The sequence below is a fragment of the Massilia oculi genome, assembly GCF_003143515.1.
GTDB lineage: Bacteria > Pseudomonadota > Gammaproteobacteria > Burkholderiales > Burkholderiaceae_D > Telluria > Telluria oculi.
Genome location: NZ_CP029343.1, coordinates 2,893,698 through 2,908,180, shown reverse-complemented (window position 1 = coordinate 2,908,180; position 14,483 = coordinate 2,893,698). Strand labels below are relative to the sequence as shown.

Sequence of the window (14,483 nt, the reverse complement as noted above, 5' to 3'; positions counted from 1 at the left end):
AGCACCGCTGAGGCGGTGCTTTTTTTACGCCGATTACAATAGACGACCAACTTGCTATCGGAGCCGATCATGCACACCTTGCCCCACGGCGGCCTCGCCCTGTCCAGCCTCGACGAACAGCTGCTGCTCCCCGGCGCCAAGGGCCTGCCGCTGCGCGAACCGCTGCGCCAGGGCGCGATCGGCGTGCAGGGGTGGAATGTGCTGCGCGGCGATACCAGCTATCCGGTTGCCGTGCTCAGGGAATCGAGCCTGCGCCACAACCTGGCCTGGATGCGCGCCTTCTGCGAGCGCCACGGCGTCACCCTGGCGCCGCACGGCAAGACCACGATGAGCCCGCAGCTGTTCGGCGCGCAACTGGCGAATGGCGCCTGGGGCATCACCCTCGCCACCGCGATCCAGGTCCAGGTCGCGCACCGCTTCGGCGTGCGCCGCGTGCTGCTGGCCAACCAGCTGGTGGCGCGCAGCGATATCGAGGCGGTGCTGGCACTGCTGCATGGCGATCCGGATTTCGAGTGCATCGTGCTGGCCGATTCGCATGCCGGCGTGGCGCGCCTGGCGCAGGCGGTCGCGGCGCACCGGCTGGCGCGTCCGCTCCCCGTGCTGGTCGAGCTGGGCCTGGCCGGCAAGCGCGCCGGCTGCCGCACGCCGCAGGAAGCGATGGAGGTGGCGCGCGCCGTCGCGGCAGCCGACGGCCTGGCGCTGGCCGGCTTCGAGGGTTACGAAGGCCTGCTCGTCAGCGACGACCGCGCCGCCGACTTGCGCCAGGTCGACGATTTTCTGTCCCGGTTGGTCGCGCTGGTACGCGGCGCCGATGGCGAGGGCCTGTTCGCCATGCCCGAGATCCTGGTCTCGGCCGGTGGCTCGTCCTATTTCGACCTGGTGGCGCGCGGTTTCCGGGACGTGGCCGGCCTGTCGCGTCCAGTACGCGCCATCCTGCGCAGCGGCTGTTACCTGACGAGCGACCATGGCATGTACCGCCGCCATATCGAGGAGCTGAACGCGCGCGAAGGCGGCCAGCAGGAAGGGCTCAGGCCCGCGCTCGAAGTCTGGAGCACGGTCCAGTCGCGCCCCGAGCCGACCCTGGCCATTCTCACCATGGGCAAGCGCGACGCCTCCTACGACGCCGACCTGCCGATCCCGCTGTACACGGCGTGCCCCGACGGCGCTGCGGATGGCAACACCGCGCCGGCCGCGCTGCCGCCCGGCTGCACGATCGTCAAGATGAACGACCAGCACGCCTACCTGAGGTTGCCGGAAGGCGACCCCTTGTGCGATAGCCTTGCGGTCGGCGACCTGGTCGGCTGCGGCATTTCCCACCCCTGCACCACCTTCGACAAGTGGCCGCTGCTGCTGGCCGTGGACGACGCCTACACGGTGCGCTACGCGCTCAATACCTTTTTCTGAAAGCCGCTGTCGTTACGCTACAATCGGCTTCTTGAATCACTGCCAACAAGAGCCGCCATGCCCGTCACGCCGCCGTCGCTGTTCCCGCCGATCCAGCCCATCCGCCACGGCATGCTGGCGGTGGACGAGATGCACACGATCTACTGGGAAGAAGTCGGCAATCCGGACGGCATCCCGGTGCTGTTCCTGCACGGCGGACCGGGCGCCGGCCTGTCGCCCCAGCACCGCCGCTTCTTCGATCCGCGCGCCTACCGCGTGATCCTGTTCGACCAGCGCGGCGCCGGCAAGTCGACGCCGCTGGGCGAGTGGCGCAACAACACGACCCAGCTCCTGATCGAGGACATCGAGCGCCTGCGCGCGCTGTTCGGCATCCAGCAGTGGCTGGTGTTCGGCGGCTCCTGGGGCTCGACCCTGGCGCTGGCCTATGGCCAGGCCCATCCCGAACGCTGCCTGGGCTTCGTGCTGCGCGGGATCTTCCTGTGCACCCGCGCCGAGGTGGACTGGTTCATCAACGAGGTGCGCTGGTTCTATCCCGAGCTGTACGAGGAATTCGTGGCCCCGATTCCGCCGGATGAGCGGCACGACCTGCTCGGGGCCTATGCGCGCCGCCTGCTGTGCCACGATCCGGACGTCTACTGGCCGGCCGCGCGCGCCTGGAGCCGCTTCGAGGGCCGGCGCGTCTTTTTGCTGCCGCAGCCCGAGGAAGTGGCGAACGATACGCTCGACCTGGGCGTGGGCCGGCTCGAATCGCACTACATGCTCAATGGCGCCTTCCTGGACGAAGACCAGCTGATGCGCGACCTGGCGCGCATCGCCCACCTGCCGGCGGTGATCGTGCAGGGCCGCTACGACGTGATCTGCCCGCCGCTGTCGGCCTGGCGCCTGCACACGGCGTGGCCGGGATCGAAGCTGGAGATGATCGCCGATGCCGGCCATGGCGCTCTGGAAGCGGGGATCGCGCGCGCGCTGGTGGCGGCGACCGAGCAGTTCAAGCGCCTCGGCCGTTTCGAATGAAACTGCAGCCCGCGGACGCGGACTGCTAAACTAGTCACCAGGCACACCACAACAATTCGAACGTGTTCTTATGAATATCCAGATCAGCGACATCGGCCACGTCATCCAGCTGGCGATCGCGCCGGTTTTCCTGCTCACCGGCGTCGCCACCAAGCTGACCGTGCTGACCAACCGGCTGGCGCGCATCATCGACCGCACGCGCGTGCTCGAGGACCGGCTCAAGGTCAGCCCCAATGCCGAGTTTTCCAGCGAACTCGAACTGCTCTACCAGCGCTCGCACCTGATCAACTTCGCGATCGCCTCCAGCACCGCCTGCGGCCTGCTGGTGTGCGTGGTCATCGCGATGCTGTTCGCGGGCGATACCACCGGCATTCCGCTCGACCAGTACATCGCCGCCTGCTTCGTGTTCGCGATGATCGCCCTGATCAGCAGCTTCGTCTATTTTTTGCGCGAGATCTTCATCGCATCGAAGTTCATGCGCATGCAGCACCAGGCCATCATGATGCTGCAGTCGCCACCGCCGCCACCTCCATCGCCGACCACCCAGCCTTGAACGCGGCAAGAAAGAATCCCATGCACGACTACCAACGCCCCCCGACCCTGCACCGCTACGCGCTGCGCACCGAACTCGAAAACGCGCTCAAGACCGGCCAGTTCCGCCTCGAGCCCAATGGCGGCTTCCTGCACGTGTCGTTTTCCACCGTCTGGGACAAGCGCCTGTTCGACATCATCACGCCGAGCGACGCCTGCCTGGTGATCCACAACACCGAGGAATTCGGCGAGCGCCTGCACCGCGCCGTGCAGCGCCTGCTGCCCAACTGGGCCGGCATCGACGGCGCCATCGAGTACGGCAACCGTTCGCCGCTGGGCGCGGCCTTCACCAAGAGCCTGGGCCAGGCGCGCGAAAAGGAATGGCAGTTCGCCTGGCGCCCGATGTCGCCCGGCGCCAGCCTGAATCCGGTGGTGGTCAGCATCGGCAGCATCGAAAGCTTCGCCGAACTGCGCGACCGCGAAAGCCACCTGGCTTGATGCCGGCGCGCCCCTGATCGGGTCGTTTAGACGCACGACTCCAGAAAATCGCGGTGTAATGCCGCGATGACTACTGCTACCTATTCTCGCCTGCTTGAGCCCCTCGACCTGGGTTTCACCACCCTGAAGAACCGCGCGATCATGGGCTCGATGCACACCGGGCTCGAAGACCGCTTCTACAACTACGGCAAGCTGGCCGCCTTCTACCGCGAACGCGCGCGCGGCGGCGTGGGCCTGATCGTCACCGGCGGCATCTCGCCCAATCGCCAGGGCTGGCTGCTGCCCTTTGGCGGCACCCTGAACTCCCTCTTCGACGTGCCCAATCACCGGCGCGTCACGCGCGCGGTGCACGAGGAGGGCGGCAAGATCCTGATGCAGATCCTGCACGCCGGCCGCTACGGTTACCAGCCCTTCGTGGTGTCGGCATCCAGCATCAAGTCGCCGATCTCGCGCTTCAAGCCGAAGGCGCTCACCGAGGCCGGCATCGAAGCGACGATCCGCGCCTACGTGCGCTGCGCCAGGCTGGCGCGCACGGCCGGCTACGACGGCGTCGAGATCATGGGCAGCGAGGGTTATTTGCTGAACCAGTTCCTGTGCGCGCGCGCCAACCGCCGCACCGACCGGTGGGGCGGGCCGATCGAGAACCGCATGCGGCTCGCCGTGGAGGCGGTGCGCCGCATCCGCGCCGCGGTCGGGCCGGACTTCATCCTGATGTACCGCCATTCGGTGCTCGACCTGGTCGAAGGCGGCAATACCTGGGACGAGATCGTGCTGTCCGCCAAAGCCCTGGAAGGCGCCGGCGCGACGATCCTGAACACCGGCTATGGCTGGCACGAGGCGCGCATCCCGACCATCGTCACCTCGGTGCCGCGCGCCGCCTTCGCCGGGGTCGCGGGACGGCTGCGCAAGGAAGTCGGCATTCCCGTCGTGGCCTCTAACCGCATCAATATGCCGGATGAGGCGGAAAACATCCTGGCGCGCGGCGACGCCGACCTGGTCTCGATGGCGCGGCCCTTCCTGGCCGACGCCGATTTCGTCGCCAAGGCCGCCGCCGGCCGCAGCGACGAGATCAATACCTGCATCGCCTGCAACCAGGCCTGCCTGGACCATACGTTCTCCAACCGGCGCGCGACTTGCCTGGTCAATCCGCGCGCCTGCCACGAGACCGAACTGGTGTTCCGCAAGGCCGCCACGGCGCGTCGCATCGCCGTGGTCGGCGCCGGGCCGGCCGGCCTGTCGGCGGCGACCGTGGCGGCCGAACGCGGGCACCAGGTGACCCTGTTCGATGCCGAGGACCGCATCGGCGGCCAGTTCAATATCGCGATGCGCATCCCGGGCAAGGAGGAATTCGCGGAGACGATCCGTTATTTCGGCCGTCGCCTCGCACTGCTGGGCGTCGAGATTCGCCTGAACTGTCGGATCACGCGCGATGAATTGCTGGCCCAGGGCTTCGACGACGTGATCGTGGCGACCGGCATCCGCATGCGCAAGCCGGCGATTCCCGGCATCGACCATCCGATGGTCGCGAGCTATATCGACGTGCTGAAGGGCGGCCGTCCGATCGGTGCGCGGGTGGCGATCATCGGCGCCGGCGGCATCGGTTTCGATACCGGCGAATTCCTGGTGCACGATCCGCAAGTACCGTTGCCGGTGCCGGTCGCGCACTGGATGAAGGAGTGGGGCGTCGACCCATTGGCGTCCACGCCCGGCGGCCTGGCGCCGCCCGTGCCGCCACATCCGCCGCGCCAGGTCTGGCTCCTGCAGCGCAAGACCACGCGGCCAGGCGCCGGCCTGGGCAAGACCTCGGGCTGGGTGCATCGCGCCACGCTTGCGCGCAGCGGCGTGACCATGCTGGCCGGCGTGGGGTATGAGCGCATCGACGACGCCGGCCTGCACATCACGGTGGGGGGCGAAGCGCGCCTGCTCGAGGTGGACAATGTGGTGATCTGCGCCGGGCAGGAAAGCCTGGCCGACCTGATGCCGGCCGATGGGGCCACGGGTGGACCGCGCTTCCACAAGATCGGCGGCGCGGCGCTGGCGGCGGAGCTGGATGCCAAGCGTGCGATCCGCGAAGGGGCGGAGCTGGCGGCGCGGCTTTGAGCCGCGCCGATGCGGATTCGAAGTGGATTCGCAGTGGCTTACTTCTTGCGCACCACCACGCAACCGATCGAATAACCGGCGCCGAACGAGCAGATCACGCCATTGGCGCCCGCCGGCAGGTCGTCCTGGTAGCGGTGGAAGGCGATGATCGAGCCGGCCGACGAGGTATTGGCATAGCTGTCCAGGATTACCGGCGCTTCGTCGGCTGTCGCGTCGCGGCCCAGCAGGGTGCGCACGATCAGCAGGTTCATGTTCAGGTTGGCCTGGTGCAGCCAGTAGCGCGCGACGTCCTTGGTTTCCAGGCCGGCCGCCGCCAGCGTGTCGGCGATGGTTGCCGCCGCCATCGGGCAGACTTCCTTGAACACCTTGCGGCCCTGCTGGCGGAACAGTTTATCGGGCTGGCCGATCCCCGCTTCGTCGAAGCGGTTCATGAAGCCGAAGTTGTTGCGGATATTGTTCGAGAAGCTGGTCTTGAGGCGGCTGTCGAGGATTTCCCACTGGTGCGCGCCGCTTGCCGTCTCCGCGGCCTCGATCACCATCGCGGTGCAGGCGTCGCCGAAGATGAAGTGGCTGTCGCGGTCGCGGAAGTTCAGGTGGCCGCTGGTGATTTCGGGGTTCAGCACCAGCACCGCGCGTGCGCGGCCGCCCCGCACCGCGTCGACCGCGGTGGCGATGCCGAAGGTGGCCGAGGAGCAGGCCACGTTCATGTCGAAGCCGAAGCCGTCGATGCCCAGCGCCTCCTGCACCTCCACCGCCATCGCCGGATAGGCGCGCTGCATATTGCTGCAGGCGACCAGCACCATGTCGATGTCCTGCGGCGCCTTGCCGGCGCGTTCGAGCGCTTCGCGCGCGGCCGCCACGCACATCTCGGCCTGCACCGAGATCTCGTCGTCGGCCCGTTCGGGGATGCGCGCCGTCATGTGGCTCGGGTCCAGGATGCCGCTCTTTTCCATCACGTAGCGCGACTTGATGCCCGACGCTTTCTCGATGAAGGCGCTGCTCGACGGTTCCAGCGCCGTCACTTCGCCCGCCGCGATGCGCGCGGCCTGTTCCTGGTTGTGCAGCTCGACATAGGCGTTGAAGGCTGCCACCAGCTCGTCGTTCGAGATGGAGTGCGGTGGGGTGAACAGGCCGGTGCCGCTGATGACGACAGGTTTCATATTCAGCAAACTTTCAGGGAAAATAAGCACGGTTGTGCGCAAGATGCGCCGATTCTACACGCTCGGCGCATAGCTGGGAATCGGCTGCCGCAGGGACTGTTCAGTCGCGCTTCTTCACCGTTATTCGCCTTTGTGCCCTTGCTGGGCCAGGGTGGTGGAGGGCTCGGCGCGCCTGGACAGCACCACTTCCTGGCCCTTCAGATGGCGCAGGGCCTGGGCCAGCTGGAAGTCGTCCGCGCTGCCGTAGTCGAGCGGCTTGCGGGTGCGCGCCTCGGCGAGCAGGCGCATCTGCTCCTCGATGTCGTCCTCGCGCGTGGCGACTTCTGGCCCCGAGCCGTTCGACAGGTGGTGCTGCAGGTCGGCTTCGCGCATGCGCAGGGCATTCAGGCCGTCGCCTTCCAGGGTTTCGTCGACCGGGAAGTCAGGGACGATCCCGCGCGCCTGGATCGAGCGCCCGGCCGGGGTGTAGTAGCGTGCGGTGGTCAGCTTGACCGCGGCGTCGCGTCCGATCGGGCGGATGGTCTGCACCGAGCCCTTGCCGAAGGTCTGGCTGCCCAGGATGGCGGCGCGCTTGTAGTCCTGCAGGGCGCCGGCCACGATCTCGGAGGCCGAGGCCGAGCCGGTATTGACCAGCACCACCATCGGCAAGTCCTTGAATGCCGGGGGCAGGGTGGCCAGCGGATCGGCGCCGCTGCGCAGCATGTAGAACTCGGGCCGCGCGTAGAAGCGCTGGCGCTGTTCAAGCAGCTGGCCATGCGTCGACACGATCTCGGCGTTCTTCGGCAGGAAGGCGGCGGCGACGCCGATCGCGCCCTGCAACAGGCCGCCCGGATCGTTGCGCAGGTCGAGCACCAGGCCTTTCAGGTCCGGGTCTTCGCGGTACAGCGCCTGCAGCCTGGCCGCCATGTCGTCCACGGTCGGTTCCTGGAATTGCGCGATGCGCAGCCAGGCGTAGCCCGGTTCCACCATCTTCGCCTTGACGCTTTTCTGCACGATCTCGCGCCGCTCGATGGTGAAGTTCAGTGGCTCGGGCGCGTCCTTGCGCGCGACCGTGAGCGTCACGCGCGTGCCCGGCTCGCCGCGCATGCGCTTGATGGCGTCGTCGATCGGCGTACCCTGGACCGGGTGGCCATCGATGCGGGTGATCAGGTCGCCCTCCTTGATGCCGGCGTGGTAGGCCGGCGAATCTTCCATCGGGGTGACGATCTCGATATAGCCGTCCTCGCTCACGGCGATCTCGATGCCGAGGCCGACGAAGCGGCCCTCGGTGCCCTCGCGCAGCTCGCGGTAGGCGCGCGGATCGAGGTAGGCCGAATGCGGGTCGAGCGAGGCGACCATGCCGGCGATCGCCTCGGACAGCAGGGCTTTGTCTTCGACCGGCTCGACATAGGTGGACTTGATGACGCCATAGACGTCGGCCAGCTGGCGCAGCTCGGCGATCGGCATGCTGGCGTCGACCGGCGGCTTGAAGGCGAGGGCCGAGAATTGCATGGTCAGGCCGACCCCGGCGATCACGCCCAGGCCGACGAGGCAGAAATTCTTGAAGGTGGAACCCATGGTGTTGATCCGTTGAGGCACGCGTTGCGCACGGAACCGGCAGGCGCGAGCTTATGCCTGAGGTAGCGCAAGGCCAGTATAAACCGGTTCGTGAACGGTTGCGGGCGACGGCGCAAAAGCGATCAACCCGGAATGAAGGCAGAGGAGGCAGGGGAGGCGGGCGGCGAAGTTGTTGCACCCGGTCTTACGATGGTAAGCAATTGTAAGAGTAGAAGAGCGTGCGGATGAGGCAGCCTATAGTTGGAACCAGTTTTTCTCTCTCTCCACTCTTGAAGTGGTCTTTGCCCGCGGCCTCCACCGCGGGCTTTTTTCTTTCCGGTTCCGTTTTCGCACATGGTGCGATCTAGTCGGCTGCCTCTGCACAGATTGTACATTCGCTCTTTGGCGGATACGGGATGCACTTGTCATCCTGTTGTCATCGCCCAACACATGCATACGCGAAAACACATGTGTGCCGTGTATCGAAAAGTAAAAATACGTGCTTCCCCAGCGAGGCTTATTGCCGAACCGCTAGAATGATTTTTTGCCGACCATCCGGCCGGAACCGATTCACCCCTGCAATCGCACTGCAAGTAAGGATTTATCCCGTGAAGCGACACCTCCTGAGCACCCTGACCCTGTCCCTGATGACTGCATTCGCCGCGCCGGCCATGGCCGCCGACGCTGCGCCGGCCACCGCCGCCACCGCCGCCGCGCCGGCCGGCGTCATTTCGGGCATCGACACCCAGTACATCGACACCAGCGTGCGTCCGCAGGACGACTTCTTCACCCACCTGAACGGCAAGTGGCTCAAGGAGACCGAGATCCCGAGCGACCGTTCGAGCTGGGGCACCTTCATGAAGCTGCGCGAAGACACCACGCCGCAGCTGCTGGCGATCATCGAGGCGGCGCAAAAGGACACGGGCGCCAAGGCCGGCGCCGAAACGAAGAAAATCGGCGACCTGTACGCCAGCTTCATGGACGCCGAGCGCCGCGAAACCCTGGGCTACAAGCCGCTGACCGGCGAGCTGTCGCGCATCCGCGCGCTGAAGGACAAGAAGGGCATCCCTGGCCTGGCCGCCCACCTGGCCAGGATCGGCGTCTCGAGCCCCTACGGCATCTACGTCGGCCAGGACATGCGCGAGTCGACCAAGTACGCGACCTACATCAGCCAGAGCGGCCTGGGGATGCCCGACCGCGACTACTACCTGAAGCTCGACGACGCCAAGCTGGCGGAGATCCGCGCCAAGTACCAGCAGCACGTCGAGAAGACGCTCCTGCTTGCCGGCGAAAAGAACGCCGCGGCCCAGGCCAAGGCCATCGTCGACTTCGAGACCGAGCTGGCCAAGGTGCAGTGGACCAAGGTCGAGAACCGCGACCCGGTCAAGCGCTACAACAAGATGAGCGTGGCCGAACTGACCAAGCTGGCGCCGGGCTACGACTGGAAGGCGGCCCTGGGCGCGGCCGGCGTGGGCAACAAGCTGGACTACATCATCGTCAACCAGCCGAGCTACTTCACCGGCTTGACGGAACTGCTGGCGAAGACCGACCTGGCGACCGTCAAGTCCTACTTCGAATGGCAGCTGCTGCGCGAATACGCGCCCTACCTGTCGAAGGACTTCGTGGACGCGGACTTCGCCTTCTACGGCACCGCGCTGACCGGCGTGACCGAACAGCGTCCGGAATGGAAGAAGGGCGTGGCCACCGTCGAAGGCGCGCTGGGCGAGGCGCTCGGCAAGCTGTACGTGAAGGAGCACTTCCCGGCCGAACGCAAGGAACGAATGGAACAGCTCGTCAAGAACCTGATCATTGCTTATGGTCAGTCGATCGACAAGCTGGAGTGGATGAGCCCGGCGACCAAGAAGGAAGCGCGCGCCAAGCTGGCCAAGTTCACGCCGAAGATCGGTTATCCGGACAAATGGCGCGATTACTCGCGCCTCTCCATCAAGCGCGACGACCTGGTCGGCAACGCGATGCGCGCCTCGACCTTCGAGTACGAGCGCAATATCGGCAAGCTGGGTAAGCCGATCGATCACACCGAATGGGGCATGACGCCGCAGACCGTGAACGCGTACTACCGCAGCACGATGAACGAGATCGTGTTCCCGGCCGCGATCCTGCAGCCGCCGTTCTTCGACATGCGCGCCGACGACGCCGTCAACTACGGCGCGATCGGCGCCGTGATCGGCCACGAGATCGGTCACGGCTTCGACGACAAGGGCAGCCAGTCGGACGGCGACGGCAACCTGCGCAACTGGTGGACCGCCGAGGACAAGGCCGCCTTCAAGGCCCGCACCGACAAGCTGGTCAAGCAGTTCAACGGCTACAGCCCGCTGCCGGGCTATAACGTCAACGGCGAGCTGACCCTGGGCGAGAACATCGGCGACAACGCCGGCCTGTCGATCGGCTACAAGGCGTACAAGCTGTCGCTGGGCGGCAAGCCGGCGCCGGTGATCGACGGCCTGACCGGCGACCAGCGCTTCTTCATGGGCTTCGGCCAGGTGTGGCGCTCGAAGATGCGCGAAGCGCAGCAGATCAACCAGGTCAAGACCGACCCGCATTCGCCGGGCCAGTTCCGCGCCAACGGCACGGTGCGCAATATGCCGGAGTTCTACGAGGCATTCGACGTGAAACCGGGCGACAAGATGTACCTGCCGCCTGAAGAGCGCGTCATCATCTGGTAATCTGGTCCCATCGACGGGCCGGCGTCACGAGCGCCGGCCCGTTTTGCATTGCACTCACAACAAAGAGAGAGAGAACCATGAAACGACATCTGTTCAGCGCCGCGGCACTCGTGCTGGTGGCTTCCTTCGCGCACGCAGAATCCGGCGCCGGCGCCGGCGCCGCCCCTGCCACTGCCACTGCCGCCAATGCCAGCGCCGCCAAGGCCGGCGCCGCGTCGGGAATCGCGACCCAGTACATCGAGGCGGGCGTGCGTCCGCAGGACGACTTCTTCGAACACCTCAACGGCAAGTGGCTCAAGACGGTCGAGATCCCGGCCGACAAGTCGACCTGGGGCGCCTTCCACCAGCTGCGCGACGACACCCTGCCGCAGCTGCGCGCCATCATCGAGAAGGCCGCCATGGAAAAGAGCGCGGCCAACGGCACCGAGGCGCGCAAGATCGGCGACTTCTACGCCAGCTACATGGACGAGGCGCGCCTGGAACAGCTGGGCGCCAAGCCCCTGGCCGGCGAACTGGGCAAGATCAACGCGGTCAAGAGCAAGGCCGAACTGCCGGCCATGTTCGCCCACCTGGGCCGCATCGGCGTGAATGTGCCGTTCGTGTTCTTCATCCACCAGGATGCCAAGGATTCGACCAAGTACGTGGCCGACCTGTACCAGGCCGGCCTGGGCATGCCTGACCGCGACTATTACCTGAAAACCGACGACGCCAAGCTGGCCGACACCCGCGCCAAGTACCAGCAGCACGTCGAGAAGATGCTGGCGCTGGCCGGCGGCAAGAACGCGGCGAAAGACGCCAAGGCCATCGTCGCGCTGGAAACCGAACTGGCCAGGGTCCAGTGGACCAAGGTCGAGAACCGCGACCCGATCAAGACCTACAACAAGGTCGAGCTGGACAAGCTGGCCGCGATGGCGCCGGGCTATGACTGGCAACAGTGGCTCAAGGCCTCGGGCCTGCAGGGCAAGGCCGACTACCTGATCGTGAGCCAGCCGACCTACCTGAAAGGCTTCGCCGAGGTGCTTGGTCGCGTACCGCTGGAGACCTGGAAAGCCTATCTGCAGTTCCAGACCTTGAACGGCTACGCCAACTACCTGTCGAAGGCGTTCGTGGACCAGCGCTTCGCCTTCAACGGCACCACCCTGGCCGGCATCCCGCAACTGGAGCCACGCTGGAAGCGCGGCGTCTCGACCCTGGAGTCGAGCCTGGGCGACGCGGTGGGCAAGCTGTATGTGGCCAAGCACTTCCCGGCCGAGCGCAAGGCGCACATGGAAGTGCTGGTCAACAACCTGCTGGCCGCCTACAAGGAGTCGATCGACACCCTGGACTGGATGAGCCCCGCGACCAAGAAGGAAGCGCAGGCCAAGCTGGCCAAGTTCACGCCGAAGATCGGCTACCCGAACAAGTGGAAGGAATACACCGCGCTCACCGTCAAGCGCGATGACCTGGTCGGCAACGTGATGCGTTCGCGCGAAGTGGAATACAACCGCGAACTGAACAAACTCGGCAAGCCGATCGACCGCGACGAGTGGGGCATGACGCCGCAGACCGTCAACGCCTACTACAACCCGGAACTGAACGAGATCGTGTTCCCGGCCGCGATCCTGCAGCCGCCGTTCTTCGACGCCAATGCCGACGACGCCGTCAACTACGGCGGCATCGGCGCCGTGATCGGCCACGAGATCAGCCACGGCTTCGACGACCAGGGTTCGCAGTACGACGGCGACGGCAATATGCGCAACTGGTGGACCGAGGAAGACGGCAAGCGTTTCGGCGAGAAGACGAAAGCGCTGATCGCGCAATACGCCGCCTTCAGTCCCCTGGAAGGCTATAACGTCAACGGCGAACTGACCCTGGGCGAGAACATCGGCGACAACTCGGGCCTGGCGATCGCCTATAAAGCCTACAAGATCTCGCTGAAGGGCAAACCGGCGCCCGTCATCGACGGTCTCACCGGCGACCAGCGCTTCTACATGGGCTGGGGCCAGGTGTGGCGCACCAAGATGCGCGAGCCGGCGCAGATCGCCCAGATCAAGACCGACCCGCACTCGCCGGCGCAGTACCGCGCCAACGGCACCCTGAAGAACCAGCCGGGATTCTACGAGGCGTTCGGGGTCAAGCCGGGCGACAAGATGTACCTGGCGCCGAAGGATCGCGTGATCATCTGGTAAGCATGGCGACCCCGTTTCCGGGGTAGTCCCATCAGCGTACAGGGCCCGGCCGGGCAGTCGGCCGGGCCCTTTTTTCGGCTTGATCGATTGCACTGGAGAAAATTGCGTGCGCCCCGTGCGCAGGAGATAAGTTATACTTTTGCAATATTTGCATCGCCACGTGGATCGCACATGAACAGCGTAGTCACCATCGAGCCGCCCCGCATCGAGGGGGAGGGACCTTACAGGATCAGTGCCCGGCTCCGCTTTCCCGGCGGAGACGAGACATTGTGGTTCGAAACGCCGTTGCGGCCGGTCGATGCGGCCGACAGCTTCCTGCTGGTATTGCTGCCGCGCGCGATGCGCGAGGGCCTCGACATCGTGGTCGAGGGAGAACTGTCCAGCCAGCTGTACTACAACGTCACGCAATACTACCTGGCCTTCCTGCGCACGCTCGAGGCGGCGCGCAAGCCGATTGCCATCGTCGCCAGGCGCCTGACGACCAGGACGCATGGCGGCGCCGGGGTGTTCACCGGCTTTTCGGCCGGGGTCGACTCATTCGCAACCATCCTCAGCCACACGAAGGACGTGCCGCCCGAGTTCCGGGTAACCCACTTGCTGTTCAATAATGTCGGTTCCCACGGCCAGACCGGGAACGACCAGCAGATCTTCGAGGAACGCTACCGCCGGCTCGAGAGCCGCGCGATGGGCCTGCCGTTCCTTCCGGTGACGTCCAATCTTGACGAGGTGATGCGCTCGAAGTTCGAGAAGACCCACACCATCCGCAACTGTGCGACCGCGCTCCTGTTCCAGAATGCCTGCGCCAAGTTCCTCTATTCATCGGCGGTGCATTACCGGGATGCCTTCGTCAACGAGACCGAGTACATGGGCTTCTCCGACGCGGTCGGCGTGGCGCTGCTGTCGACCGAGACCACCCAGTGCATCTCGGCCGGCGGCCAGTTCACGCGTTTCGAAAAGACCGAGCTGATTGCCGATGAACCGGCGACGTTCGACACGCTCGACGTCTGCGTGAAGCCGAAGGCGGGCGTGGTGAACTGCTCGACCTGCTGGAAATGCCTGCGGACCCAGCTGACCCTGGAGATCGCCGGCAAGCTCGACAACTACAACCGGGCCTTCGACCTTGCGGCCTACCGGCGCGTGCGCGACCTGTTCATCGCCCTGGTCCTGAAGGAGTCCTCGCTCCTGAACAAGGAAATCGCCGAGCAGATCGCGCGCCGCAACTTTGCCGTGCCGCCGGTCGCGCGCATCATGCGGCGTGCTCCCGAACGGCTGCTGCAAGACCTGATCGCGATGCAGTCGCGCCCAGAACCGTATGCGAAGCAGCTGTACTGGCGCCTGGTGTCCAGGAAGAGCGCCGCGAGGTAGGGCGACCGGTGCGTCATGCTCGT

The 14,483-nt window shown here is 65.8% G+C and carries 10 protein-coding genes; 8 read left to right on the top strand and 2 right to left on the bottom strand.

What is annotated here, in order from left to right; translation table 11 throughout:
- Positions 1-69: 69 nt before the first annotated feature.
- From DIR46_RS13280 to DIR46_RS13260, 5 genes are all read left to right on the top strand, one after another.
- Entirely contained in the window at positions 70-1,404 is a 1,335-nt protein-coding gene (locus DIR46_RS13280; protein ID WP_109345639.1) for an amino acid deaminase, read from the top strand.
- 57 nt (positions 1,405-1,461) lie between these two features.
- Positions 1,462-2,418, top strand: coding sequence for a prolyl aminopeptidase (gene pip / locus DIR46_RS13275; protein ID WP_109345638.1), 957 nt, complete (start codon positions 1,462-1,464; stop codon positions 2,416-2,418).
- Positions 2,419-2,488: 70 nt separating this feature from the next.
- Complete coding sequence (locus DIR46_RS13270; protein ID WP_109345637.1) at positions 2,489-2,971, top strand: DUF2721 domain-containing protein; 483 nt, start codon at positions 2,489-2,491, stop codon at positions 2,969-2,971.
- A gap of 20 nt (positions 2,972-2,991) precedes the next feature.
- Entirely contained in the window at positions 2,992-3,447 is a 456-nt protein-coding gene (locus DIR46_RS13265) for a hypothetical protein (RefSeq protein ID WP_109345636.1), read from the top strand.
- A 66-nt stretch (positions 3,448-3,513) separates the two neighbouring features.
- Positions 3,514-5,547: an NADPH-dependent 2,4-dienoyl-CoA reductase gene (locus tag DIR46_RS13260; protein WP_109345635.1), complete on the top strand. Its 2,034-nt coding sequence runs from the start codon at positions 3,514-3,516 to the stop codon at positions 5,545-5,547.
- A gap of 38 nt (positions 5,548-5,585) precedes the next feature.
- On the opposite strand, the gene DIR46_RS13255 is transcribed toward DIR46_RS13260, so the two are convergent.
- On the bottom strand, positions 5,586-6,707 hold the full coding sequence (locus DIR46_RS13255) for a beta-ketoacyl-ACP synthase III (RefSeq protein WP_109345634.1): 1,122 nt from the start codon (positions 6,705-6,707) through the stop codon (positions 5,586-5,588).
- 120 nt (positions 6,708-6,827) lie between these two features.
- Positions 6,828-8,264 (bottom strand): S41 family peptidase, encoded by a 1,437-nt coding sequence (locus DIR46_RS13250; protein WP_109345633.1) that lies wholly within the window; start codon positions 8,262-8,264, stop codon positions 6,828-6,830.
- 587 nt (positions 8,265-8,851) lie between these two features.
- On the opposite strand from DIR46_RS13250, the gene DIR46_RS13245 reads away from it, so the two are divergent.
- The 3 genes from DIR46_RS13245 to DIR46_RS13235 all read left to right on the top strand — a co-directional run bounded on the left by DIR46_RS13245 (position 8,852) and on the right by DIR46_RS13235 (position 14,460).
- Positions 8,852-10,927, top strand: a complete 2,076-nt coding sequence (locus DIR46_RS13245) for a M13 family metallopeptidase (protein WP_109345632.1) — start codon at positions 8,852-8,854, stop codon at positions 10,925-10,927.
- Positions 10,928-11,004: 77 nt separating this feature from the next.
- Positions 11,005-13,095 (top strand): M13 family metallopeptidase, encoded by a 2,091-nt coding sequence (locus DIR46_RS13240; protein WP_109345631.1) that lies wholly within the window; start codon positions 11,005-11,007, stop codon positions 13,093-13,095.
- Between the two features lie 171 nt (positions 13,096-13,266).
- Positions 13,267-14,460, top strand: a complete 1,194-nt coding sequence (locus DIR46_RS13235) for a hypothetical protein (RefSeq protein WP_162819507.1) — start codon at positions 13,267-13,269, stop codon at positions 14,458-14,460.
- Positions 14,461-14,483 lie beyond the last annotated feature (23 nt).

Coding starts and splice junctions, on each gene's coding strand:
- DIR46_RS13280 (WP_109345639.1), top strand. CDS start 70: ATGCACACCTTGCCCCACGGCGGCCTCGCCCTGTCCAGCCTCGACGAA.
- pip (WP_109345638.1), top strand. CDS start 1,462: ATGCCCGTCACGCCGCCGTCGCTGTTCCCGCCGATCCAGCCCATCCGC.
- DIR46_RS13235 (WP_162819507.1), top strand. CDS start 13,267: ATGAACAGCGTAGTCACCATCGAGCCGCCCCGCATCGAGGGGGAGGGA.
- DIR46_RS13260 (WP_109345635.1), top strand. CDS start 3,514: ATGACTACTGCTACCTATTCTCGCCTGCTTGAGCCCCTCGACCTGGGT.
- DIR46_RS13270 (WP_109345637.1), top strand. CDS start 2,489: ATGAATATCCAGATCAGCGACATCGGCCACGTCATCCAGCTGGCGATC.
- DIR46_RS13265 (WP_109345636.1), top strand. CDS start 2,992: ATGCACGACTACCAACGCCCCCCGACCCTGCACCGCTACGCGCTGCGC.
- DIR46_RS13240 (WP_109345631.1), top strand. CDS start 11,005: ATGAAACGACATCTGTTCAGCGCCGCGGCACTCGTGCTGGTGGCTTCC.
- DIR46_RS13255 (WP_109345634.1), bottom strand. CDS start 6,707: ATGAAACCTGTCGTCATCAGCGGCACCGGCCTGTTCACCCCACCGCAC.
- DIR46_RS13250 (WP_109345633.1), bottom strand. CDS start 8,264: ATGGGTTCCACCTTCAAGAATTTCTGCCTCGTCGGCCTGGGCGTGATC.